Origin of the sequence: Mycolicibacterium lacusdiani (assembly GCF_021916785.1) — a bacterium.
Taxonomy (GTDB): Bacteria; Actinomycetota; Actinomycetes; order Mycobacteriales; family Mycobacteriaceae; genus Mycobacterium; species Mycobacterium lacusdiani.
In genome coordinates, this window is sequence record NZ_JAKCFC010000005.1 from 136,858 (window position 1) to 157,729 (window position 20,872).

The window sequence follows — 20,872 nt, forward strand, 5'->3', positions numbered from 1 at the left end:
ATGGTGGTCATGGACCAGGTGACCTTCATTCCCACGACGGACCAGCTGACCTACACCTTCGGCGGTGCGGCCCCGGTGCTGCGCGTCAAGCCGGGCACCGTGCTGTCGCTGTGGACCGAGGACGCCTACGGCGGGCGGATCACCAGCCGCGACGACGTCGCGAGCACCGCGTTGAACACCGAGGACCTCAATCCGCAGACGGGACCGTTCTGGATCGAGGGCGCCGAACCCGGCGACACGCTCGCCGTGCACCTGGTCGACCTCACCCCGGCGCGGACGTGGGGCGCCTCCACGCTGATCCCATTCTTCGGCGGCCTCACCAGCATCCCCGTCAGCCCGACGCTGCAGGACCCGCTGCCCGAGCGCACGTACGTCTACGACTACGACGCCGGCACGCACACCGTCGGCTTCAACGCCCAGGCGAGCGACTTCTCGGTGCGGCTGCCCGCCAACCCGATGCTGGGCACGGTGGGCGTCGCCCCCGGCCGCCGCGAAGTGCGGACGTCGCTGGTGCCGAGCGACTTCGGCGGCAACATGGACACCCCGGAGATGACCGCGGGCGCCACCTGCTACCTGCGGGTCAACGTGGAGGGAGCCCTGTTCTCGCTCGGTGACGGCCACTACCGGCAGGGCGAGGGCGAGTCGTGCGGCACCGCAGTCGAGGGTGCGATGCACGTGACGGCGATCGTCGACCTGGTCAAGGGCGGCGGTCCGGCATGGCCGCGGCTGGAGACCGACACGCATCTGATGTGCATTGGATCCGGGCGGCCGCTCGAGGAGGCGTGGCGCGCCAGCCAGGTCGAGATGATCGGCTGGCTGGGGGAGTTGTACGGGCTCGACCGGCTCGACGCCTATCAGCTGCTGACCCAGATCTCACAGGTGCCGATCGCCAACGTCGTCGACACGAATTACAGCGCCGTCACCAAGATCGACAAGCGGCTGCTGCCGCCCGCACCCGCCTACGCCGGTCTGCACGCCGAACTACGCGGCGCCGCAAGCTCACTGGGCTCCATCAACTACTGATCGGAACGGACGACCATGGATCTGGGACTCGCAGGCAAGCGCTTCCTCGTCACCGGGGGCACCCGCGGCATCGGACGGGCCGTCGTCGACGGTCTACTGGCCGAGGGTGCCGCAGTCGCCTACTGCGCCCGCACCCCCGACGCGGTGGCGACCGCCCAGACGGAGTTGGCCGCCACGGGGTCGACCGTCATCGGCAGCGCCGTCGACGTCGGGGACCGCACGGCGCTCGCGGAGTGGGTGGCCGCCAGCGCTGCGGCGCTCGGCGGCATCGACGGCGTGGTGGCGAACGTCAGCGCCCTGGCCATCCCCGCCAACGCGGAGAACTGGCGCACGAGTTTCGACGTCGACCTGATGGGCACCGTGGGCCTGGTGGAGGCGGCGCTACCGCACCTGCTAAAGAGCGGATGCGGTTCGATCGTCACCATCTCCAGCGTGTCAGGACGCGAGATCGACTTCGCCGCAGGGCCGTACGGGACCATGAAGGCCGCCATCATCCACTACACCCAGGGCCTGGCGCTCGACCTCGCGGGCAAGGGCGTCCGCGCCAACACCGTCAGCCCCGGCAACACCTACTTCCCGGGTGGGGTATGGCCGTCCATCGAGCGCGACGACCCCGAACTCTTCGCGACCGCGCTCGGCCTCAACCCCACCGGGCGCATGGCAACCCCCGGCGAGGTCGCGAATGCCGTTGTCTTCCTGAGCAGTTCGGCCGCCAGCTTCATCACCGGCACCAACCTCCTGGTCGACGGCGCGCTCACCCGCGGCGTGCAGTTCTAGGCGCTGAACGAATAGTCCCGCAGCGGGAAGCGGCGACTGCGCAGATAGGCCTCGAACGTGGTGGCGGGCCGCAGCGGGACGTCGCCGTTGCGGTCGAAGTAGTAGCTGTTGGCCTTGCTGCAGCTTTCCTGCCAGAAGATCTGGCGGTGCCGCTTGCGCATCATCTCGGCGAAGTAGCGGTCGTTGGCCTCCTGCGACACCTCGACGCGCGACGCCGACTGGTGCGCGGCCTGCGACAGGCACCGCACGATGTGGCGGGTCTGCGCCTCGATCAACGCGAAGTAGGACGACCCGACGTAGCCGTACGGGCCCATGACGGAGAAGAAATTCGGGAACCCCGGGATGCTGACGCCCTCGTAGGCCTGCATCCGATTGCGTTCCCAGTAGTCCGCCAGTTCCACGCCGCCGCTGCCGGTGACGTCGAACGTCACCGCGTCGACGTCCATCACCTTGAAACCGGTGGCAAGGATCAGCACGTCGACCTCATGGGTGGTGCCGTCGGCGGTCGTGACGCCCGACGGCGTGACCTCCCGGATGGGCTCGGTGACCAGGTCCACGTTCTCGCGGTTGTACGTCGACAGGTAGGTGTTGTGGAACCCCGGCCGCTTGCAGCCGACGGCGTACCGCGGGGTCAGCTTGTCCCGGGTGACCGGATCGTGCACCTCGCGCTTCAGATACGCCCGGCACAGCCGCTCCGCGCGGTCGGCCAGCGGGAACACGGTGTAGTACTGCGCGGAGATCGGGAACGTCAGTTCCACGTAGGCCTGGCTGATCAGCCGGTGCAGGGTCTTGCCGCCGGGAATCCGCATGGCCAGGCGCGCCGCCGCGGGCAGCGGGACGTCGAACTTGGGCAGGCACCAGATCGGCGTGCGCTGAAAGACCGCGAGGTGCTCCACCTTCGGCGCGATCTCGGGAATCACCTGCACGGCCGAGGCGCCGGTGCCGATGATGGCGACCCGCTTGCCCGACAGGTCCTGGGTGTGGTCCCAGCGCGCGGTGTGCATGGTGACGCCTGCGAAGGTGTCGACGCCGTCGATGTCGGGCAGCTTGGGCACGGTGAGCACGCCGCTGGCGTTGACGAGGAAGCGTGCCGTCAGTGACCCGGCGTGGTGATTCCCGCCGGACGCCAGATCCACCCGCCACAGGTCGTTCTCGTCGTCGAAAACCGCCGCGGTGACGTGCGTGTCGAAGCGAATCCGGCGGCGCAGCCCGTACTTGTCCACGCACCGGTCGGCGTAACCCTTGAGTTCGCCGCCCTTGGCGTATGTGCGCGACCAGTCGGTGCTCTGCTCGAACGAGAACTGGTAGGAGAACGACGGGATGTCCACCCCGATGCCGGGATAGGTGTTCCAGTACCAGGTTCCGCCGGGCTCGGCGCCGGCCTCCAGGATGACGTAGTCGTGCAGACCCGCCCGGTCCAGGGCGATGGCCGCGCCGATGCCCGAGAACCCTGCGCCGACGATGATCGTGTGATGGTCGGGCGTGGTCATCGAGCGTCGCCTCCGGCCGGATGCAGCGCGGCCCGCAGTGCCGCGAGCCCGCGTTGGGTGGCCTCGGCCGCCGCGGGCGCCACCAACGCGAGGCTGACGAATCCGTGCACCATGGTGGGCTCATTGGACAGCTGAACGGAAACGCCTGCGGCGTCCAGCAATTCGGCGTACCTGCCGCCGTCGTCGCGCAGCGGATCGTGCTCGGCGGTGCCGATGTATGTGGGCGGCAGACCCGCCAGCGTTGCGGCGTTCGCGGGCGCGAGGTCGGTCGGCAGTGCGGCGGGATCGGTCATGTCCATCCCAGGCAGGTACCAGGTGAGGAAGGCCGCGGTCACGTCGCGGTTGAGGATCGGCGCGTCGGCGTTCTCGGTGAACGACGGCGCCGACAGGTCACCGACGGCCACGGGGTACCAGAGCAGTTGGAACGTCAGTGGCGGCCCGCCTGCGTCGCGTGCCCGCAACGCCATGACCGCGGCGAGGTTGCCGCCCGCGGAGTCGCCTGCCACGGCGATGCGTGCAGGGTCGCCGCCGAGTTCGGTCGCGTGGTCGGCGACCCACTGCAGTGCGGCCCACGCATCCTCGACGCCCTCGGGGAAGGGATGCTCGGGCGCTAGGCGATAGTCGACCGACACGACGATGGTCTCGGCGCCGACGGCGTGTGCGCGGGCGACGTGGTCGTGGGTGTCGAGATCGCCGATGCACCAGCCGCCACCGTGGAAGAACACGACGACGGGCAGGTCGGCGTGCTGGTCGACCGGCGGCCAGTAGATGCGGACGGGCACGTCGGTCAGGTCCCCGTGACCGATGGTCCGAGCCTCGATGCGCAGGTCCGGCAGCATCTCCGGCGGCGGCTTGACGGCCCGGAACTTCTCGCGGGCCACGTCGACGCCGTCGGCGATCGTGAACTCCAGCGGCACCGCGTCCAGCACCATCTTCAGGATCGGGTCGATGTCGGGCCGCTGCCCGGGCGTCGTGCTCGCCGAGGTGTCCGTCACGGGTTTCAACCTAGCGCGGCGCGCAGTGCGGCGAGCCCACGTTGAGTCGCCTCGGTGGCTGCCGGGACGACGCCGGCGTAGCCGAGGTAGCCGTGCACCAGGTTCGCGGCATTGTGCACCTCGGCGGGCACCCCGGCGGCGGTCAGCAGTTCGCCGTAGCGGATGCCGTCGTCGCGCAGTGGATCGTGGCCCGCCACCGCGATGTAGGCGGGTGCCAGGCCCGCCAGCGATTCGGCGCGGCCCGGGATCAGGGTGGCCGGTGCGTCGGACAGGTCGACGTGGCCGGCGTACCACCGGGAGAAGCCGGCGACCGAGACGGTGTCCAGGATCGGGGCGTTCGCGTTCTCGGTGAACGAGGGCAAGGTCACGTCCCACGTCGTGGCCGGGTACCAGAGCAACTGGAACCGCAGCGCCGGGCCGTCGGCGTCACGGGCCAATTGCGCGACGACCGCCGCGAGGTTGCCACCCGCGGAGTCGCCGGCCACCGCGATGCGCGTCGCGTCGGCGCCCAGTTCGTCGGCGTGCTCGGCCACCCACCGCGTTGCCGCCCACACGTCGTCGACGGCTGCCGGGTACGGGTGCTCCGGCGCGAGCCGGTAGTCGACGGCCACGACCAGCGCGCCGGTCTCGGCGGCGTGGACCCTTGCGGCGCCGTCGTAGGTGTCGAGGTCGCCGACCACCCAGCCGCCGCCGTGGAAGAACATGACGATGGGCAGCGGCGACGTGCCCACGTCGGCGGGCCGGTACAGCCGGATCGGAAGCGGGCCGCCGGGCCCGCCGATCTCGCGGTCTTGCGCCGTCACCTCGGGATGGACCTCGGGCCGTGGCACGTCGCGGAACCGCTGCCGGGTGGCCTCCGGACCGCCCTCGGTCGTCAGCTGGAAGGGAACTGCTTCCAGTACCTTCTCCAGGATGGGGTCGAGTGGTGTCGGGCTGACGGGAGCGTCGTCTGCGGGCATGGGCACAAGGTACGCATCGTCGCAATCGCGCATCGCGTGGGTCACCGCCGGCGTGGTCGGCGCGGCGTACGGCGTGTTCCTGATCGCGACCGCAGCGCGGCTGCCGTCGGGCGCCGACCTCACCGGCCAGTTCGCGCTGCAGCCCGCGGCCAAGGCGCTGACCGCCGTGCTGCTCGCGGTCGCCGCGCTCGGTCACCGGGTGGCGCGCGAACGTCGTTGGCTCGTCGCTGCTTTGGCGTTCTCCGCCGCGGGCGACGCCCTGCTCGCCGTCCCGTGGTGGGAGCCGTCGTTCGTGCTCGGCCTCGGTGCGTTCCTCGTCGCGCACCTGTGCTTCCTGGCCGCGTTGCGCCCGCTGGCCCGCCGCACCACCCCGCGGGTCGCGGCGTGCGCCGTCCTCGTCGCCGCCTGCGTCGCCCTTCTCGTCTGGTTCTGGCCGCGCCTGGTCGCCGAGGGGATGGCCGTGCCGGTCACCCTCTACATCGTCGTGCTCGGCGCGATGGCCTGCGCGGCGCTGCTTGCCGACCTGCCGACGCCGTGGACGGCGCTCGGCGCGGTCTGCTTCGCGGTGTCCGACGGCATGATCGGCATCGGGAAGTTCGTGCTCGGTTCCGAGGCGCTCGCCGTCCCGATCTGGTGGGCGTATGCCGCGTCGATCCTGTTGATCACCGCGGGATTCCTGTTCGGTCGAGGACCTACGGCGTCGGCGGGCGCTGCTACACCGGCCGAGTGAGCACGACCAGACAGGCCGCCGAACACGAGCCGATCGCACGCGTGCTGCCCATGCTGTCGGTGCCGCATCTCGATCGCGAATTCGACTACCTGGTCAGCAGCGAGCAGTGCGACGACGCCCAACCGGGCGTGCGCGCCCGCGTCCGGTTCCACGGCAGGCTCGTCGACGCCTTCATCCTGGAACGGCGTTCGGACACCGACCACGTGGGCAAGCTGGGCTGGCTCGACCGCGTCGTGTCGGCCGAGCCCGTCCTCACCCCCGACGTCCGGCGCCTCGCCGAGGCCGTCGCGACCCGGTACGCCGGAACCCGGCCCGACGTCCTGCGGCTGGCCGTGCCGCCACGCCACGCCAACGTCGAGAAGCAGGCCGTCCCCGAGCTGGTCCCGCTGGTCACCACCGACGTCGATCCGGCCGGGTGGTCGGTGTACGGCCGGGCCGAGGCCTTCCTCGGTGCACTCGCCGAGGGGCGGGCGGCGCGCGCGGTGTGGCAGGCGCTGCCGGGGGAGCAGTGGGCCGATCGGCTGGCCGAGGCGGGGGCTGCGGTGGTCAACTCCGGCCGGGCCGCGCTGGCCGTCCTGCCCGACCAGAGCGACGTCGACGCGCTGCACGCCGCCGCGTCCCGGCACGTCGACCCGACCAGGGTGGTCGCGCTGTCGGCGGGGCTGGGCCCCGCCGAGCGGTACCGGCGCTGGCTGGCCGTGCTGCGCGGCGGCGCCCGCTTCGTGATCGGCACGCGCAGTGCGGTGTTCGCACCGGTCACCGACCTCGGGCTCGTCATGGTGTGGGACGACGGCGACGACAGCCTCGCCGAACCGCGCGCGCCGTACTCGCACGCCCGCGAGGTCGCGATGCTGCGCGCCCACCAGGTGCGCTGCGCGGCGCTGATCGGCGGGTACTCGCGGACCGCCGAATCCCAAGCCCTGGTGCGGTCCCGGTGGGCACACGACCTGGTGGCCCCCCGCGCCCAGGTGCGGGCCAGGGCGGCGCGGGTCGTCGCCATCGAGGACAGTGCCTATGCGCAGGAGCGCGACCCGGCGGCGCGGACCGCCCGACTGCCGACGATGGCGCTCGACGCCGCCCGCTCCGCGCTGACGGCGGGCGCGCCCGTGCTGGTGCAGGTGCCGCGCCGCGGGTACGTGCCCGCTCTCGCATGCGGACGCTGCCGGGCCATCGCGCGCTGCAGACACTGCACCGGGCCGCTGTCACTGCCCGACCGGGACACGGCCGGCGCGGTGTGCCGCTGGTGCGGCCGACACGAACCCGCACTGCGGTGCGCCCGATGCGGGTCGGACGCCGTGCGGGCCGTCGTGGTCGGTGCCCGGCGCACGGCAGAGGAACTCGGCAGGGCCTTCCCGGGCACCACCGTCGTCACCTCGGGCGGGGACGCCGTGCTCGTGACGGTTCCGGACACCCCGGCCCTGGTCGTCGCGACGCCGGGCGCCGAACCCGTTGCGCCCGGCGGGTACGGCGCCGCGCTCCTGCTCGACGGATGGGCGCTGCTCGGCAGGCAGGACCTGCGGGCGGGAGAGGACGCGCTGCGCCGGTGGATGGCAGCGGGTGCGCTGGTGCGGCCGCGGTCCGAGGGCGGCGTGGTCGCCGTCGTGGCCGAGTCGGCGATCCCGACGGTGCAGGCACTCGTCCGGTGGGATCCCGTCGCGGCGGCCGAGGCCGAACTCGACGCGAGGACCGAGGTTGGGCTGCCGCCGGCCGCGCACATGGCGGCGATCGACGGCGAGGTCGCATCGGCGGCCGCCCTGATCGACGCCGCGACGCTGCCAGAGGGGGCCGAGGTGCTTGGGCCGGTGGACCTGCCGCCCGGCGCTCGCCGCCCAGCGGGCGAACCGGTCGACGGTCCCGTCATCCGCATGCTCGTCCGGGTGCCGCGCGAGCAGGGCCTCGAATTGGCCGCGGCGTTGCGCAAGGCCACCGGCGTGGCCAGTGCCCGCCACGACGGATCGCCGGTTCGCGTACAGATCGACCCGCTGCACATAGGGTAAGGCGTCCAAACCCGGGAGGTGACGTGCGCAGGATCCTCGGATGGTTGCTCCTCCTCGGGCTGATCGCCCTGGGACTGCTGTGGCCGCTGGTATTCAGGTCGGCCTCCGCCGGCGGCCCCGCCGACGACCCGGTGGTGATCACCGACTACCGCGCCGACTTCACCGTCGGCGCCGACGGCGCCCTGACCGCGGTCGAGACGATCACCGGTGACTTCCCGCCCGGACGGCACGGCATCTTCCGGTACTGGGACGTCGCCAATCCCAACGAACCGTCCGTGCGGCAGATCCCGGAGATCACGTCGATCCTCCTCGACGGCGAGCCGGTGCCCAACCAGATGCTCTGGGAGGACGCCGACCGGTTCCGCGTCGCCAAGATCGGCGACCCCGACAGCACGTTGTGGCCCGGCGCCCACACCTACGAGATCCGGTACACCATCGACGGGGTGCTCGACCCCGGCTCGACGGGCGCGGATCGCCGTTTTGCCTCCGAAGTGGGCCGACCCGAATCGGAGTCCACGTTCTTCTGGAACGTCGTGGCGCCGTCGTGGAACAACGAGATCGAGCGCGTGCGCATCCGCGCCACCCTGCCCGGCGACGTGACGGGTGCCCGGTGTGCCGTCGGGTTCGGGGTCGGGCGCCCGTGCACCGGCCTGACCCTCGACGGCGACACCGTCGAGTTCTCGGCGACCGACCTGCCACCGCGCACACCGGTGACGCTGCGGGCAGGCGTGGACGTGCCGACGCCGCAGCGCGTCGAGCTGCCGTGGTCGCAGTCCTGGGACCGCGTGTTCGGCCAGTCCGTCGTCACCGCGGCGTGGGTGCTCGGCATCACGGTCGCCGCGGGCGCGGCGGGCTACCTCTGGTACCGCACCACCGTCGAGCCGGTGCCCGGGTCGCCCGTGCAGTACGAACCTCCGCCCGGGCTCGGACCCGTGCAGACCGAGTTCATCCGCACCGAGAGCGTGCCATCGCATGGGTTGACGGCCACGCTCTTTCACCTCGCCGAACGCAATATGGTCGAACTGCGTCAGGTGACCGACGAGCAGTGGAACGTACGGGGCATCGCCGAGCGCAAGGACTGGATCGACGTCGACCCGGTCGGCGTTGCGGTCGCATCGACGCTCGACGTCATGGGCCCTGGAAAGGTGTTCGAGGCCAGGAAATCGGCCAAGGCGGGGGCGAAGCTCGACAAGGCGAAGAAGGAACTCGCCGCTGCAGCGAAGGAGTGGGCGCGCGACGAGGGCCTGACGGAGCCGCGCAGCAAGGAACTGTGGGTCCGTTCGGCCAACGCCGTCGCGGCGATCCTCGCGCTGTGCGGCTTCTTCCGGTGGGGCTTCCCCGCCACGATGTGGGGGCTGCCGTTCGCGGCGTTCTTCGCGCTCACCATCGGGGCGTGGGCCGCTGGCGTCGGCTCCAGACGCACCGAGGCGGGCCGCCAACTGTGGTCGCGTGCAGAGGGTTTCCATCGGCTGCTGTCCACGGACTCCGCGGAGACGCGCTTCGACTTCGCCGCGCGCAAGGACCTGTACGCGGCCTACGTCCCGTACGCCGTGGCGGCGGGTACCGCGGCGGCATGGGCGGAGAAGTACCGGGCCAGCACGGGAACCGTTGCACCGCAACCGGTCTGGTATCACTCCGCGTCGAATTCGGGCGACGGTGACTCGTCCATCGGCTCGGGCGGGGGGGCGGACTTCGACGGCTTCGAGTCGGCGCTGTCGTCGTCGATCGGCGCGTACACCGCCTCGCAGGCATCGTCGTCCTCGAGCGGCGGCAGCAGTTCGAGCAGCAGTAGCAGCGGTGGTGGCGGTGGCGGCGGCGGCGGAGGAGGTGGCGGCTCGTGGTGACCGCGGTACTCGTCCTCGTCCTGGTGCTGCTATCGCTGGTGCTCGTCGGATTCGTGGTGGGCTACAACAAGATCCGGACCGCCGACGTCCGAGTCGCCGAGGCGCTGGCGGGCATCGACGTGGAGCTGACCCGGCGCGCGTCGCTGATCCCGAGCCTGGTGCACACGGTGGAGACCTTCGCCGTGCACGAGCGGACGCTGCTCGACCGGGCCGTGACGGCGCAGAACGCACTCACGTCCGCGACCGGCGGCACCTCGGTGGCCCAGCGCAGTGCCGCCGAACGCGACCTCGACGACGCCGTGGACCGGCTGCTGGCCGCCAGTCGCGGGCAGCCGCAGTCCGCGGCGTCGGAGAACTTCCTGAACCTGCAGGAGAACCTCGCGGACACCGAGAAGACGCTGGCGTTCGCCCGCCAGTACTACAACGACGCCGTCGCCACCCTGAACCGGTTGGTCGGCACCATCCCGTGGATGCTCGTCGCCCCGCTGGCAGGCGTCGGTGAACGCGAGTACTACCAGATGCCACGCTGAGAAGCGCACGGCCGAGACATCCACACTCCAGACCCGAGGACTAAGACCACCCATGCGAATCGTGTTCGCAGGCACACCCGAGCCTGCACTGCCGTCCCTGCGCCGCCTGCTCGACTCGTCACGCCACGACGTGGTGGCCGTGCTGACCCGGCCGGATGCGGCGTCCGGCCGACGCGGCAAGCCCGCCCCGTCACCGGTCGCGGCGCTTGCACTCGCGGAGGGCATCCCGGTGCTGCGTCCCGAGCGGCCCAACTCCGAGGAGTTCGTCGCCGAGCTGGCCGGCTACGCGCCCGACTGCTGCGCCGTCGTCGCCTACGGCGCGCTCCTGCGTGATGGGCTGCTGGCCGTGCCCCGCCTCGGGTGGATCAACCTGCACTTCTCGGTGCTGCCCGCATGGCGGGGCGCCGCGCCCGTCCAGGCCGCGATCGCGGCGGGCGACACCGTCACCGGAGCAACGACGTTCCAGATCGAACCGAGCCTCGACTCGGGGCCCGTCTTCGGCGTCGTGACCGAGACGATCCGGCCGACCGACACCGCAGGCGACCTGCTGGGACGTCTGGCCACCTCGGGCGCGGGCCTGCTCGAATCCACCCTCGACGGAATTGCCGACGGATCGTTGACCGCCGTGCCGCAACCCACCGAGGGCGTGACCGTCGCCCCGAAGATCACCGTCGAGGAGGCGCGCGTGCGATGGGACCTGCCCGCCCACGTGGTCGACCGCCGGATCCGGGCCGTGACGCCCAATCCGGGCGCCTGGACAACCATCGGCGAGCTGCGCGTCAAGCTGGGACCGGTGACCCCGACCGAACGGGACGCCCTGTCGCCCGGCGACATTCGGGCCGACCGGGAGGGAGTGCACGTGGGTACGGCCTCGTCGCCGGTGACGCTCGGGTGGATACAACCGCCGGGCAAGAAACCGATGGCTGCGGCCGACTGGGCCCGTGGCGCCCGCCTCGACGACACGGCGCGGGCCTCGTGAGCCGGCCGGATCGGGGACGTGGCCCCCGCCGCCCCACCCGTCGCACACCGCTGGATCCCGCGCGTCGGGTCGCCTACGACACCCTGCGTGCGGTGTCCGAGCGGGACGCATACGCGAACCTGACGCTGCCCGCACTGCTACGCGAACGGAATATCACCGGTCGCGACGCCGCGTTCGCCACCGAACTCGCCTACGGGACCTGCCGCAGCCTCGGCGTCCTCGACGCGGTCATCGCCTCGGCGTCGGGGCGGCCCGTCGATCAGATCGACGGCGTCCTGCTGGACCTGCTGCGGCTCGGCGCCTACCAGTTGCTGCGCACCCGGGTCGACGCGCACGCAGCGGTCGACACCACCGTGGAGCAGGCGGCCATCGAAGTCGACACGCCCCGTGCGGGTTTCGTCAACGGCGTGCTGCGGTCGATCTCCAAGCGCGACGAGCAGTCCTGGATGGCGGAGTTGGCGCCGTCGGCCGAGAAGGACCCGGTGGGGCATCTGGCGTTCACCCATTCCCACCCGCGGTGGATCGCGCAGTGCTTCGCCGATGCGCTGGGCGCCGATGCGGCCGAACTCGAGGACCTGCTGATCAGTGACGACCAGAGGCCCGTCGTACACCTCGCGGCCCGGCCCGGGGTCCGGACCGCCGAGGAGCTGGCGGCCGCGGTGGACGGGACGCCCGGCCGCTACTCGCCGTACGCGGTGTACCTGGCCGGTGGTGATCCCGGTCTGCTGGCGCCGGTCCGCGACGGCGAAGCCCTCGTGCAGGACGAGGGCAGCCAACTCGTCGCGCGCGCACTGACATTGGCGCCCGTGGAGGGGGATGGCGGCCGGTGGCTCGACCTGTGCGCGGGCCCGGGCGGCAAGACCGCGCTGCTGGCGGCGATCGCCGCGGGCTCCGGCGCGCGCGTGACGGCCGTGGAGCCGACCCCGCATCGCGCGGACTTCGTCGAGCGCAACACCAAGGGTCTCGACGTGGAGGTGCTGCGCGTCGACGGCCGCGACACCGGGTTGCCCGCCGCGTCCTTCGACCGCGTCCTGGTCGACGCGCCGTGCACCGGTCTCGGCGCGCTGCGTCGCAGGCCAGAGGCACGCTGGCGACGCCAGCCCGGTGACGTGCCGCCGCTGGTCAAGCTGCAGCGGGAGCTGCTCGCCTCGGCCATCGCGCTGACCCGCCCCGGCGGCGTCGTGCTCTACGCCACCTGCTCGCCGCACCTGGCCGAGACGGTCGGGGTGGTCGCCGACGCGGTGCGCCGTCATTCCGTCGAGCCGATCGACACCTGGCCGCTGTTCGACCCCGTGGTCGGTCAGGGCAGCCACGTGCAGCTGTGGCCACATCGCCACGGCACGGACGCGATGTTCGCCGCGGCGCTGCTTGTAGGGTGACCGCCATGGCTGGCCAATCTCCCGTCGCTTCGCTCGCCCAGGCACCCATGATCGCGCCGTCCATTCTGGCTGCGGACTTCGCCCGACTGGCTGACGAGACGGCTGCCGTGCACGGCGCCGACTGGCTGCACGTCGACGTCATGGACAACCACTTCGTGCCGAACCTGACGCTGGGCCTGCCGGTCGTCGAGAGCCTGCTGAAGGTCACCGACATCCCGATGGACTGTCACCTGATGATCGACGACCCGGCACGGTGGGCGCCGCCGTACGCCGAGGCGGGCGCCTACAACGTCACCTTCCACGCCGAGGCCACCGACGATCCCCGCGCCGTGGCGCGCGACATTCGGGCGGCGGGCGCGCGGGCAGGCCTGAGCGTGAAGCCCGGTACGCCGATCGAGCCCTACCTCGAGATCCTTCGCGACTTCGACACCCTGCTGGTGATGTCGGTCGAGCCGGGCTTCGGCGGCCAGAAGTTCATGCCCGAGGTCTTGGCGAAGGTGGCCGCCGTGCGCGCGCTGGTCGACGCGGGGGAGTTGACCGTGGTGGTCGAGATCGACGGCGGCATCAACGCCGACACGATCGAGGCCGCTGCGGAGGCTGGCGTGGACTGCTTCGTCGCGGGATCTGCGGTCTATGGCGCGGCGGACCCGGCCGAGGCCGTGGCGTCGCTGCGACGGCGGGCTGCCGCCGCGTCACCGCATCTGTCGTGAGCGTTGCCGAGGCCGCCATGCGGCGCGCCATCGAGCTGTCCGAGCAGGTCAAGGGGTCGACGTACCCGAACCCACCCGTCGGTGCCGTGATCCTCGATCGCGACGGCGAGATCGCCGGTGTGGGCGCCACGGAACCGGTGGGTGGTCCGCACGCCGAGGTGCTGGCCCTGCGCCGCGCGGGCGAGCGGGCGGCCGGGGGTACCGCAGTGGTGACGCTCGAGCCGTGCAACCACCACGGGCGGACCCCGCCGTGCGTCGACGCGCTGCTCGCGGCCGGGGTGTCGAGTGTGGTGTACGCCATCGCCGACCCGAATCCGGCGGCTGCCGGCGGCTCCGCTCGGCTGACCGACGCCGGCGTCGCGACCGAGGCGGGGCTGCTTGCCGACGAGGCCGCCGGGGGTCCGCTGCGCGAATGGCTGCACAAGCAGCGCACCGGTCGCCCGCACGTGACGTGGAAGTACGCCACCAGCGTGGACGGCCGCAGCGCCGCGGCGGACGGCAGCAGCCAGTGGATCACCAGCGAGGCGGCCCGCGCCGACGTGCACCGGCGCAGGGCCGTGGTCGACGCGATCGTGGTCGGCACCGGCACCGTCTTCACCGACGACCCGACGCTGACCGCCCGGCTGCCCGACGGGAGCCTCGCCGCCCGGCAACCGCTGCGGGTCGTCGTCGGCCAACGTGAGGTGTCGTCGGAGGCGCGGGTCCTCAACGACGATTCGCGCACCATGGTGATCCGCACGCGGGATCCGTGGGAGGTCGTGCGGGCGCTGTCCGACCGCACCGACGTCCTGCTCGAGGGTGGCCCCACGCTGGCCGGTGCGTTCCTGCGCGCGGGCGCGATCGACCGGATAGTCGCCTATGTCGCCCCGATCCTGCTTGGCGGGCCGATTGCGGCCGTCGACGACGTGGGCGTGCTCAACATCAGCAACGCGCAGCGGTGGCGCTTCGACGGCACGGAGCGGATCGGTCCGGACCTGCGGTTGAGCCTGGTGCCGAACTGAGCTGACGCCGCCCCGCGGGGTGACGTGGAATTCCTTTGTGCCCCACTGTGACTGGCGTCACTCCAGGATGGCTGCGAGTTGGGGGACTCGTTACCAGTTCGAGACTCCATCCGGCTTCGGCCAGACCCATCGGCCGAGTAGGGCTCGGTAGAATCGAAGGCGTGTTCGGATGCACGTCACCGACACTGACATCGCGCCTTACCGACGACGTTGCGCGGACGTAAGCACGAGAAGAGGACGACGAGCATGACTGCTCTGCAGGACTGGATCACCCTTCGCCCGGTCGATCAGGGCGCCATCATGGAGATGGTGTGCCGCCCATTGCGCGCAGTGCTGCACTCCTCGGGTCCGGTGGACCCGAGGGAGTTCAAGCTGCAGCAGCCGGGCATCGAGCGCTGCTGAGAGCGGCGCCCGACTCCTAGCGGGTGGCTCGGACGGCCTCGGCCTCGTCCGGGTTCGCATCCGGGTCATCCGCCGGAGTCTCAGCGGTCTCGTTCTTGCCGCTGATGAACAACCCCAGCAGCGCACCCACTACGCAGACGACCGCGGTGATCGCGAAGATCTCGCCGTACTGCATGGCATAGGCCAGTCGATAGTTGTCGGCCTGAATCCTGATGGTGTCCAACAGGTTTCCGCCGGGAGCGGACTTCGGCAGGCTCTGCAGGTGCTGGTTGAACCGGTACAGACCCCACGCCGACAGTGCGGCGACGCCGACCAGCATGCCGGTCATGCGGGCCACGACCACCAGCGACGACGCGATGCCGTGCTGTGGCGCAGGCACCACGCGCAGCGCCGCCGAGGTCAACGGTCCGATCACGATGCCCAGCCCGAAGCCGGCCAGTGCGAGGTCGACGTCCATCGTCGGCAGCGTGAACACCCCGAAGTCGTGGCGCGCGGCCAGCAGGTCGACGGGCCACTGCGAGATCAGCCAGTAGGCGAACGCCGCGATCACGAGACCCGCGAACGCCACGACGCGGTCGCCGATGCGTGTCGCGATCCATCCGCCGAGCAGGGCGCCGACGGGGAGGGCGACCAGGAAGCGCATGAGCAGGAACGCCGCCTGGTTCTGGTCGAGGGACAGCACGGCCTGGCCAAAGAGTTCGACGTTGACCAGCGTCACCATCAGCGCGGCACCAGCGGCGAACGACGCACCAAGCGCGCACAGGAACGGCCGGAAGTGCACGCCGACGGGATCGATCAGCTTGGTCTTGGCGATCTTCTCCCAGACGAAGAAGGCGACCGTCGCGACGGCGGCACCGCACAGCAGGATCCAGCCGCCTTCGGGCAGGACCTGCTTGCCGTCGGGGGCGGGGTTGTAGAGGCCGAACACGACGAGCACCAGCACGATCGCCAACAGCACTCCGCCGATGACGTCGATCTTCTCGGGTGGGCCCTGCGCCTTCTGCTTCGCGGGGACGCTGAAGTGGATCATCACCATGGCGACGACCGCCATCGGCACGTTGATCCAGAACACGTCGCGCCAGCTGTTGAGCGCCCACACCACGGCGATGCCGTAGAGCGGGCCGAGCACGCTGCCGAGTTCCTGCGCCGCGCCGATGCCGCCCAGGACCGCGGCGCGCTTGCGTTCGGCCCACAGGTCGGCGGCCAGCGCGAGAGTGACCGGCAGCAGCGCGCCGCTGGCGATGCCCTGGACGACGCGCCCGATGACGAGCATCGTGAGATCACCCGACAGCGCGGTGATGATCGAGCCGACGGCGAACCCGGCGAGGCTGATCTGCAGCAGCAGCTTGCGCCCGAACCGGTCGGACGCGCGGCCCAGCAGCGGCATCGCCGCGATGTAGCCCACCAGGTAACCGGTGATGATCGGCGCGACCCGCTGGATCTGGTTGATCGGGATCTGGATGTCGATCATCACGTCGCGGATGATCGTGATCACGACGTAGGTGTCGAGCGCTCCGAGGAGCACCGCGAGACCGCCTGCGCTGATGGCGATCCGGCGGCTGGTGGCCGATCCGGACGGCTCGGTGGTGGCTTGGTGTGCCATCACACCGCGGGCTTGGTGACGGTGACCGGCTTACCCCAGTCCGACAGCGTCATCTGCACGCTCTGTCCTGGCTTGGGCTCCAGCTTGGCCTGGATCAGCTGATGGTCGCCCTCTTCCTGGATCCAGGCGGTGCCCGGGACGGGACCGGTCGCCGCGAGCTGCGGGGCGATCTTGTTGACGGCGTCCGCGCTCACGTTGCCGGACACCTTGACCGCGTCGACGCCGTTGACGTTCTCGCGGCCGTCGGTCTTGGCATCGGAGAAGTTGGCGAGCAGGTTGGCCAGGCCTGTGTCCGGGTTCAGGATCGCCGACACGTCGTAGATGTCCGCCGCGGGACCGAAGTCCTGCCAGCTGTCCGGCGTGATGGCGCCGTAGAGGATGTTGTCGGCGACCACGAAGTCGACGCCCTCGAGCTTCTGGCCGAGGAACACGATGTCGGCCTTGCCGGACGCGGCGACGGCCGGCGTCTGGGTCAGATTGCCGGTCAGCGAGGCGATCGGCAGTTCCGGGATCTCGCCCGTGGTGGTGAGCTGCAGGTGAACGCTCTGCTGGGCCTTGGTGGTCTCGTTGGACTCCGTCAGCAGCGTGGCCGCCTCGGGAAGTGGGGCATCGGACGCCTTGTCGGACGACGAACACCCTGCGACCAGCAGGGTGGCGGTGACGAGGGCGGTGAACAGGGATTGGACGGCAAGCCGGGGGCGCGTCTGCATGCGCCCATCGTAGAGGGTCGGGCTCGGTGATCAGGTGCCCCGGGCTACGGGTCCGGCGGTTGCCACGGCCCGTGATCTGCGATTCTGACTAGCCTGGAGACGTGTTCACGGGAATCGTCGAAGAATTGGGTGAGGTCGTCGGCAAGGAGGAGTTGGTCGATGCCGCGCGGTTCGTCATCCGCGGGCCGCTGGTGACCGCCGATGCCGGTCACGGTGATTCGATCGCCGTGAACGGCGTCTGTCTGACCGTGGTGGAGGTGCGGGCCGGCGGCGAGTTCACCGCCGACGTGATGGCGGAGACCCTCAACCGGTCCAGCCTCGCCGGCGTCGACGTCGGCAGCCGGGTCAACCTGGAACGCGCTGCAGCCGTCAACAGCAGGCTCGGTGGACACATCGTGCAGGGCCACGTCGACGGCACCGGCCACGTCGTCTCCCGGTCGCCGTCGGAGAACTGGGAGGTCGTGCGGATCTCCGTGCCCGCCTCGCTGTCCCGCTACGTCGTCGAGAAGGGCTCGATCACCATCGACGGCGTTTCGCTGACCGTGTCGGCACTGGGCGACGACTGGCTCGAGGTGTCGCTGATCCCGACCACCCTGGATCTCACGACCCTCGGACGGGCGGAGGTCGGCACCCCGGTCAATCTGGAGGTCGACGTGATCGCCAAGTACGTCGAGCGTCTGCTCAACAGCCGGGACGCGTAGCGGGTTCCCAACCCGGTGGTCGGGCGCGGCAATAACTCACCCGTCTCAGTGGTTCATACTGATGTCGGTTCACAAGGTCCAGGACGCCCCGGACGGCACTGCGCAATCGACGCGGTGGGCACCCGGTGGCGGCCCCTTCGAAGTAGGTGACGTAGATGACGAGGCTTGATTCCGTCGAGCGGGCGATAGCCGACATAGCTGCCGGCAAGGCCGTGGTCGTCATCGACGACGAGGACCGCGAGAACGAGGGCGACCTGATCTTCGCGGCCGAGAAGGCCACGCCGGAGCTGGTGGCGTTCATGGTGCGCTACACCTCGGGTTATCTCTGCGTGCCGTTGTCGGGCGAGGTCTGCGACCGGCTGGGCCTGCTGCCCATGTACGCGGTCAACCAGGACAAGCATCAGACGGCTTACACCGTCACCGTCGACGCCAAGCAGGGCGTGGGCACGGGCATCTCGGCGTCCGACCGCGCCACCACCATGCGGCTGCTGGCCGATCCGTCGTCCAAGGCCGACGAGTTCACCAGGCCCGGTCACGTCGTGCCGCTGCGCGCCAAGGACGGCGGCGTCCTGCGCAGGCCCGGCCACACCGAGGCCGCCGTCGACCTGGCCCGGCTGGCCGGACTGCAGCCCGCGGGCACCATCTGCGAGATCGTCAGCCAGAAGGACGAGGGCGCGATGGCCCAGACCGACGAGCTGCGCGTCTTCGCCGACGACCACGATCTGGCCCTCATCTCGATCGCCGACCTGATCGAGTGGCGCCGCAAGCACGAACGCCACGTCGAGCGCATCGCGGAGGCCCGCATACCCACCCGCTACGGCGAATTCCGCGCCGTCGGCTACTCCAGCATCTACGAGGACGTCGAGCACGTGGCGCTGGTCCGCGGCGACATCGCCGGACCCGACGCCGACGGCCACGACGTGCTGGTCCGCGTGCACTCCGAGTGCCTGACCGGCGACGTGTTCGGATCACGCCGGTGCGACTGCGGCCCCCAGCTGGACGCGGCGCTGGCCATGGTGGCCCGCGAGGGCCGCGGCGTCGTGCTCTACATGCGCGGCCACGAAGGCAGGGGTATCGGCCTCATGCACAAGCTGCAGGCCTACCAGCTGCAGGACGCGGGCGCCGACACCGTCGACGCGAACCTCAAGCTGGGGCTGCCCGCCGACGCACGCGACTACGGCATCGGCGCGCAGATCCTCGTCGACCTGGGCATCCGGTCGATGCGGCTGCTCACCAACAACCCGGCCAAGCGCGTCGGGCTCGACGGGTACGGACTGCACATCATCGAACGGGTGCCGTTGCCGGTGCGCGCCAACTCGGAGAACATCCGGTACCTGATGACCAAGCGCGACCGGATGGGTCACGACCTGTCCGGGCTCGACGACTTCGACGAGTCGGTCCGCATGGACGGCTACGACGAGGCGGTCTACATGCTGGGGGACCGGTTGCCCCCGACGGCCGACGAGACGGGTGGCGCGCCGTGAGCGGCCACGGAGTGCCGGACATGCCGGCCATCGACGCCTCGGACGTGAGCCTCGCTATCGTCGCCAGCACCTGGCACGACACGATCTGCAACGCGCTCCTCGACGGCGCGGTGCGCACCGCGAAGGGTTCCGGTGTGGTCGACCCCACCGTGGTCCGCGTGCTCGGCGCGATCGAGATCCCGGTGGTCGCGCAGGCTCTCGCCGCCAAGCACGACGCCGTCGTGGCGCTGGGCGTGGTAATCCGTGGCCAGACCCCGCACTTCGACTACGTGTGCGATGCCGTCACGCAGGGACTGACCCGGGTGTCGCTCGACGAGTCCACCCCGGTCGCCAACGGCGTATTGACCGTGAACGACGAGCAGCAGGCGATCGACCGTGCCGGCTTGCCCGGCTCCAGCGAAGACAAGGGCGCGCAAGCGGCGGCCGCGGCGTTGTCGACCGCTGTGACACTGCGGGAGATCCGCGGCTCGTGACCGACTCCGGCCGCTGGGACCTGGAGGTGCGTCCGCACCTCACCCCCTACTTCGCCTACGGTGCAGCGTTTCTCATCGCCGCGGCTCACATCACGGTGGGGTTCCTGCTCAAGATCGGCTCGAGCGGCGTGATCTTCCGGACGGCCGACCAGGTGGCCATCGCCCTGCTTGGCATCATCATCGGCGGTCTCGTCCTGCTCTTCGCCCGGCCAAGGCTGCGGGTGGGCAGCGAGGGCATTGCGGTCCGGAACCTGTTGGCGTACCGACTGATTCCCTGGTCCGAGGTGGTGGACGTGTCGTTCCCGCCGGGGACGCGGTGGGCCCGGGTCGACCTCCCCGACGACGAGTACGTGCCGGCGATGGCGATCCAGGCAGTCGACAAGATGCGTGCCGTCGAGTCGATGGACCGGGTGCGCGAACTGATGGCGCGATACCGCACCGATGTCACCCGACGTTCAGACGCATCGTGACCTCGTCGGGGTTGCCCGCGGTGACGGTGGCGTCCATGGTGAACCCCAGGTCCTGATACACGCCGAGCGCGACGTCGTTGTCCTCCTCGACCCGCAGCGTGACGGTGCGCACCCGCTCGGCGCGCGCCCAGTCGACGGCCGTGGTGACCAGCTCGTGGGCGAGCCCGCGCCTGCGGGCGGACGGTTCCAGCCACAGCGAGTACAGGTACGCCGAGTCGGCGCTCTCCCGCTGCACGCCGATCAGGCCGACCATGCGGTCGCCGAGCACTGCCGCGAACTGGGTGTGCGCCCGCAACCTGCGCCGCCACTGCGCAGCCGTGAAGGCCTCCTCGCTGCGGTACTGCCGGTCCTGGGCGCCGAGGGTGTCGCGCAGTGCCCGCAGGCGCAGGGCCGCGAAGGCGCGCCACTGTTCCTCGGTCAGCCTGACCACGCTCGGTGCCGTCACCAGGCGCCTATGCGCCTGCGCTCGTCGGGTTGCCCGGCCGCATTCGTCGCGTGCGATAGAATGCCCTGATAGTGAGGGCTTTTCGATCGGACGCGGGCATGACGGCGGCAATGGACGTGTCGTCCCCGTCTGGGTCCCGCTCGACGCACTCGATACCCGAGATCGTTACT

The 20,872-nt window shown here is 70.9% G+C and carries 21 protein-coding genes; 15 read left to right on the forward strand and 6 right to left on the reverse strand.

The window, feature by feature from the left end; genetic code table 11:
* The first annotated feature begins 9 nt into the window (after positions 1-9).
* Positions 10-1,023, forward strand: a complete 1,014-nt coding sequence (locus LOK44_RS17200) for an acetamidase/formamidase family protein (protein WP_237571313.1) — start codon at positions 10-12, stop codon at positions 1,021-1,023.
* Between the two features lie 15 nt (positions 1,024-1,038).
* A complete protein-coding gene (locus LOK44_RS17205; protein ID WP_237571314.1) occupies positions 1,039-1,800 on the forward strand; it encodes an SDR family NAD(P)-dependent oxidoreductase in 762 nt (253 codons plus the stop codon).
* Here LOK44_RS17205 and LOK44_RS17210 read toward each other — a convergent pair.
* From LOK44_RS17210 to LOK44_RS17220, 3 genes are all read right to left on the reverse strand, one after another.
* A complete protein-coding gene (locus LOK44_RS17210) occupies positions 1,797-3,290 on the reverse strand; it encodes a flavin-containing monooxygenase (protein WP_237571315.1) in 1,494 nt (497 codons plus the stop codon). The genes LOK44_RS17205 and LOK44_RS17210 overlap by 4 nt on opposite strands.
* On the reverse strand, positions 3,287-4,222 hold the full coding sequence (locus LOK44_RS17215) for an alpha/beta hydrolase (RefSeq protein WP_237571529.1): 936 nt from the start codon (positions 4,220-4,222) through the stop codon (positions 3,287-3,289). Before LOK44_RS17215 ends, LOK44_RS17210 begins: the two co-directional genes overlap by 4 nt.
* A 68-nt stretch (positions 4,223-4,290) precedes the next feature.
* Positions 4,291-5,244 carry an alpha/beta hydrolase gene (locus LOK44_RS17220; RefSeq protein WP_237571316.1) on the reverse strand — a complete coding sequence of 318 codons (954 nt, stop codon included), beginning with the start codon at positions 5,242-5,244 and terminating at the stop codon, positions 4,291-4,293.
* Here LOK44_RS17220 and LOK44_RS17225 point away from each other — a divergent pair.
* The 9 genes from LOK44_RS17225 to LOK44_RS17265 all read left to right on the forward strand — a co-directional run bounded on the left by LOK44_RS17225 (position 5,243) and on the right by LOK44_RS17265 (position 14,816).
* A complete protein-coding gene (locus LOK44_RS17225; RefSeq protein WP_237571317.1) occupies positions 5,243-5,974 on the forward strand; it encodes a lysoplasmalogenase in 732 nt (243 codons plus the stop codon). The two genes, LOK44_RS17220 and LOK44_RS17225, sit on opposite strands and share 2 nt — an antisense overlap.
* Entirely contained in the window at positions 5,971-7,971 is a 2,001-nt protein-coding gene (locus tag LOK44_RS17230; protein WP_237571318.1) for a primosomal protein N', read from the forward strand. Before LOK44_RS17225 ends, LOK44_RS17230 begins: the two co-directional genes overlap by 4 nt.
* 23 nt (positions 7,972-7,994) lie before the next feature.
* Positions 7,995-9,815 (forward strand): DUF2207 domain-containing protein, encoded by a 1,821-nt coding sequence (locus LOK44_RS17235; RefSeq protein WP_237571319.1) that lies wholly within the window; start codon positions 7,995-7,997, stop codon positions 9,813-9,815.
* Positions 9,809-10,345, forward strand: a complete 537-nt coding sequence (locus LOK44_RS17240; RefSeq protein WP_237571320.1) for a LemA family protein — start codon at positions 9,809-9,811, stop codon at positions 10,343-10,345. The genes LOK44_RS17235 and LOK44_RS17240 overlap by 7 nt, the downstream gene beginning before the upstream one ends.
* Before the next feature lie 52 nt (positions 10,346-10,397).
* A complete protein-coding gene (gene fmt, locus LOK44_RS17245; protein WP_237571321.1) occupies positions 10,398-11,324 on the forward strand; it encodes a methionyl-tRNA formyltransferase in 927 nt (308 codons plus the stop codon).
* Entirely contained in the window at positions 11,321-12,703 is a 1,383-nt protein-coding gene (locus LOK44_RS17250) for an RsmB/NOP family class I SAM-dependent RNA methyltransferase (RefSeq protein ID WP_237571322.1), read from the forward strand. Before fmt ends, LOK44_RS17250 begins: the two co-directional genes overlap by 4 nt.
* Before the next feature lie 5 nt (positions 12,704-12,708).
* Positions 12,709-13,413 (forward strand): ribulose-phosphate 3-epimerase, encoded by a 705-nt coding sequence (rpe, locus tag LOK44_RS17255; protein ID WP_237571323.1) that lies wholly within the window; start codon positions 12,709-12,711, stop codon positions 13,411-13,413.
* Between the two features lie 17 nt (positions 13,414-13,430).
* Entirely contained in the window at positions 13,431-14,414 is a 984-nt protein-coding gene (gene ribD, locus LOK44_RS17260; RefSeq protein WP_237571530.1) for a bifunctional diaminohydroxyphosphoribosylaminopyrimidine deaminase/5-amino-6-(5-phosphoribosylamino)uracil reductase RibD, read from the forward strand.
* 246 nt (positions 14,415-14,660) lie between these two features.
* Positions 14,661-14,816 (forward strand): hypothetical protein, encoded by a 156-nt coding sequence (locus LOK44_RS17265; protein WP_237571324.1) that lies wholly within the window; start codon positions 14,661-14,663, stop codon positions 14,814-14,816.
* Between the two features lie 16 nt (positions 14,817-14,832).
* On the opposite strand, the gene LOK44_RS17270 is transcribed toward LOK44_RS17265, so the two are convergent.
* The gene (locus LOK44_RS17270) at positions 14,833-16,419 is read right to left on the reverse strand and encodes an MFS transporter (protein ID WP_237571325.1); all 1,587 of its coding nucleotides are present in this window, start codon (positions 16,417-16,419) and stop codon (positions 14,833-14,835) included.
* Positions 16,419-17,129 (reverse strand): LppX_LprAFG lipoprotein, encoded by a 711-nt coding sequence (locus LOK44_RS17275; protein ID WP_237571326.1) that lies wholly within the window; start codon positions 17,127-17,129, stop codon positions 16,419-16,421. Before LOK44_RS17275 ends, LOK44_RS17270 begins: the two co-directional genes overlap by 1 nt.
* 101 nt (positions 17,130-17,230) lie before the next feature.
* On the opposite strand from LOK44_RS17275, the gene LOK44_RS17280 reads away from it, so the two are divergent.
* From LOK44_RS17280 to LOK44_RS17295, 4 genes are all read left to right on the forward strand, one after another.
* A complete protein-coding gene (locus tag LOK44_RS17280) occupies positions 17,231-17,830 on the forward strand; it encodes a riboflavin synthase (protein ID WP_237571327.1) in 600 nt (199 codons plus the stop codon).
* Between the two features lie 155 nt (positions 17,831-17,985).
* Positions 17,986-19,314 (forward strand): bifunctional 3,4-dihydroxy-2-butanone-4-phosphate synthase/GTP cyclohydrolase II, encoded by a 1,329-nt coding sequence (locus LOK44_RS17285; RefSeq protein WP_237571328.1) that lies wholly within the window; start codon positions 17,986-17,988, stop codon positions 19,312-19,314.
* On the forward strand, positions 19,311-19,787 hold the full coding sequence (gene ribH, locus LOK44_RS17290) for a 6,7-dimethyl-8-ribityllumazine synthase (protein ID WP_237571329.1): 477 nt from the start codon (positions 19,311-19,313) through the stop codon (positions 19,785-19,787). Before LOK44_RS17285 ends, ribH begins: the two co-directional genes overlap by 4 nt.
* Positions 19,784-20,257: a PH domain-containing protein gene (locus LOK44_RS17295; RefSeq protein WP_237571330.1), complete on the forward strand. Its 474-nt coding sequence runs from the start codon at positions 19,784-19,786 to the stop codon at positions 20,255-20,257. Before ribH ends, LOK44_RS17295 begins: the two co-directional genes overlap by 4 nt.
* Here LOK44_RS17295 and LOK44_RS17300 read toward each other — a convergent pair.
* Positions 20,232-20,702 carry a GNAT family N-acetyltransferase gene (locus LOK44_RS17300; RefSeq protein WP_237571331.1) on the reverse strand — a complete coding sequence of 157 codons (471 nt, stop codon included), beginning with the start codon at positions 20,700-20,702 and terminating at the stop codon, positions 20,232-20,234. The genes LOK44_RS17295 and LOK44_RS17300 overlap by 26 nt on opposite strands.
* Between the last annotated feature and the right edge of the window lie 170 nt (positions 20,703-20,872).

Bases quoted from the DNA above. Each gene is read 5' to 3' on its own strand.
- LOK44_RS17215 (WP_237571529.1), bottom strand. From the start codon at position 4,222: ATGGTGCTGGACGCGGTGCCGCTGGAGTTCACGATCGCCGACGGCGTC.
- LOK44_RS17285 (WP_237571328.1), top strand. From the start codon at position 17,986: ATGACGAGGCTTGATTCCGTCGAGCGGGCGATAGCCGACATAGCTGCC.
- fmt (WP_237571321.1), top strand. From the start codon at position 10,398: ATGCGAATCGTGTTCGCAGGCACACCCGAGCCTGCACTGCCGTCCCTG.
- LOK44_RS17265 (WP_237571324.1), top strand. From the start codon at position 14,661: ATGACTGCTCTGCAGGACTGGATCACCCTTCGCCCGGTCGATCAGGGC.
- LOK44_RS17200 (WP_237571313.1), top strand. From the start codon at position 10: ATGGACCAGGTGACCTTCATTCCCACGACGGACCAGCTGACCTACACC.
- LOK44_RS17220 (WP_237571316.1), bottom strand. From the start codon at position 5,244: ATGCCCGCAGACGACGCTCCCGTCAGCCCGACACCACTCGACCCCATC.
- LOK44_RS17270 (WP_237571325.1), bottom strand. From the start codon at position 16,419: ATGGCACACCAAGCCACCACCGAGCCGTCCGGATCGGCCACCAGCCGC.
- LOK44_RS17225 (WP_237571317.1), top strand. From the start codon at position 5,243: ATGGGCACAAGGTACGCATCGTCGCAATCGCGCATCGCGTGGGTCACC.
- LOK44_RS17210 (WP_237571315.1), bottom strand. From the start codon at position 3,290: ATGACCACGCCCGACCATCACACGATCATCGTCGGCGCAGGGTTCTCG.
- LOK44_RS17205 (WP_237571314.1), top strand. From the start codon at position 1,039: ATGGATCTGGGACTCGCAGGCAAGCGCTTCCTCGTCACCGGGGGCACC.
- rpe (WP_237571323.1), top strand. From the start codon at position 12,709: ATGGCTGGCCAATCTCCCGTCGCTTCGCTCGCCCAGGCACCCATGATC.
- ribD (WP_237571530.1), top strand. From the start codon at position 13,431: ATGCGGCGCGCCATCGAGCTGTCCGAGCAGGTCAAGGGGTCGACGTAC.
- LOK44_RS17275 (WP_237571326.1), bottom strand. From the start codon at position 17,129: ATGCAGACGCGCCCCCGGCTTGCCGTCCAATCCCTGTTCACCGCCCTC.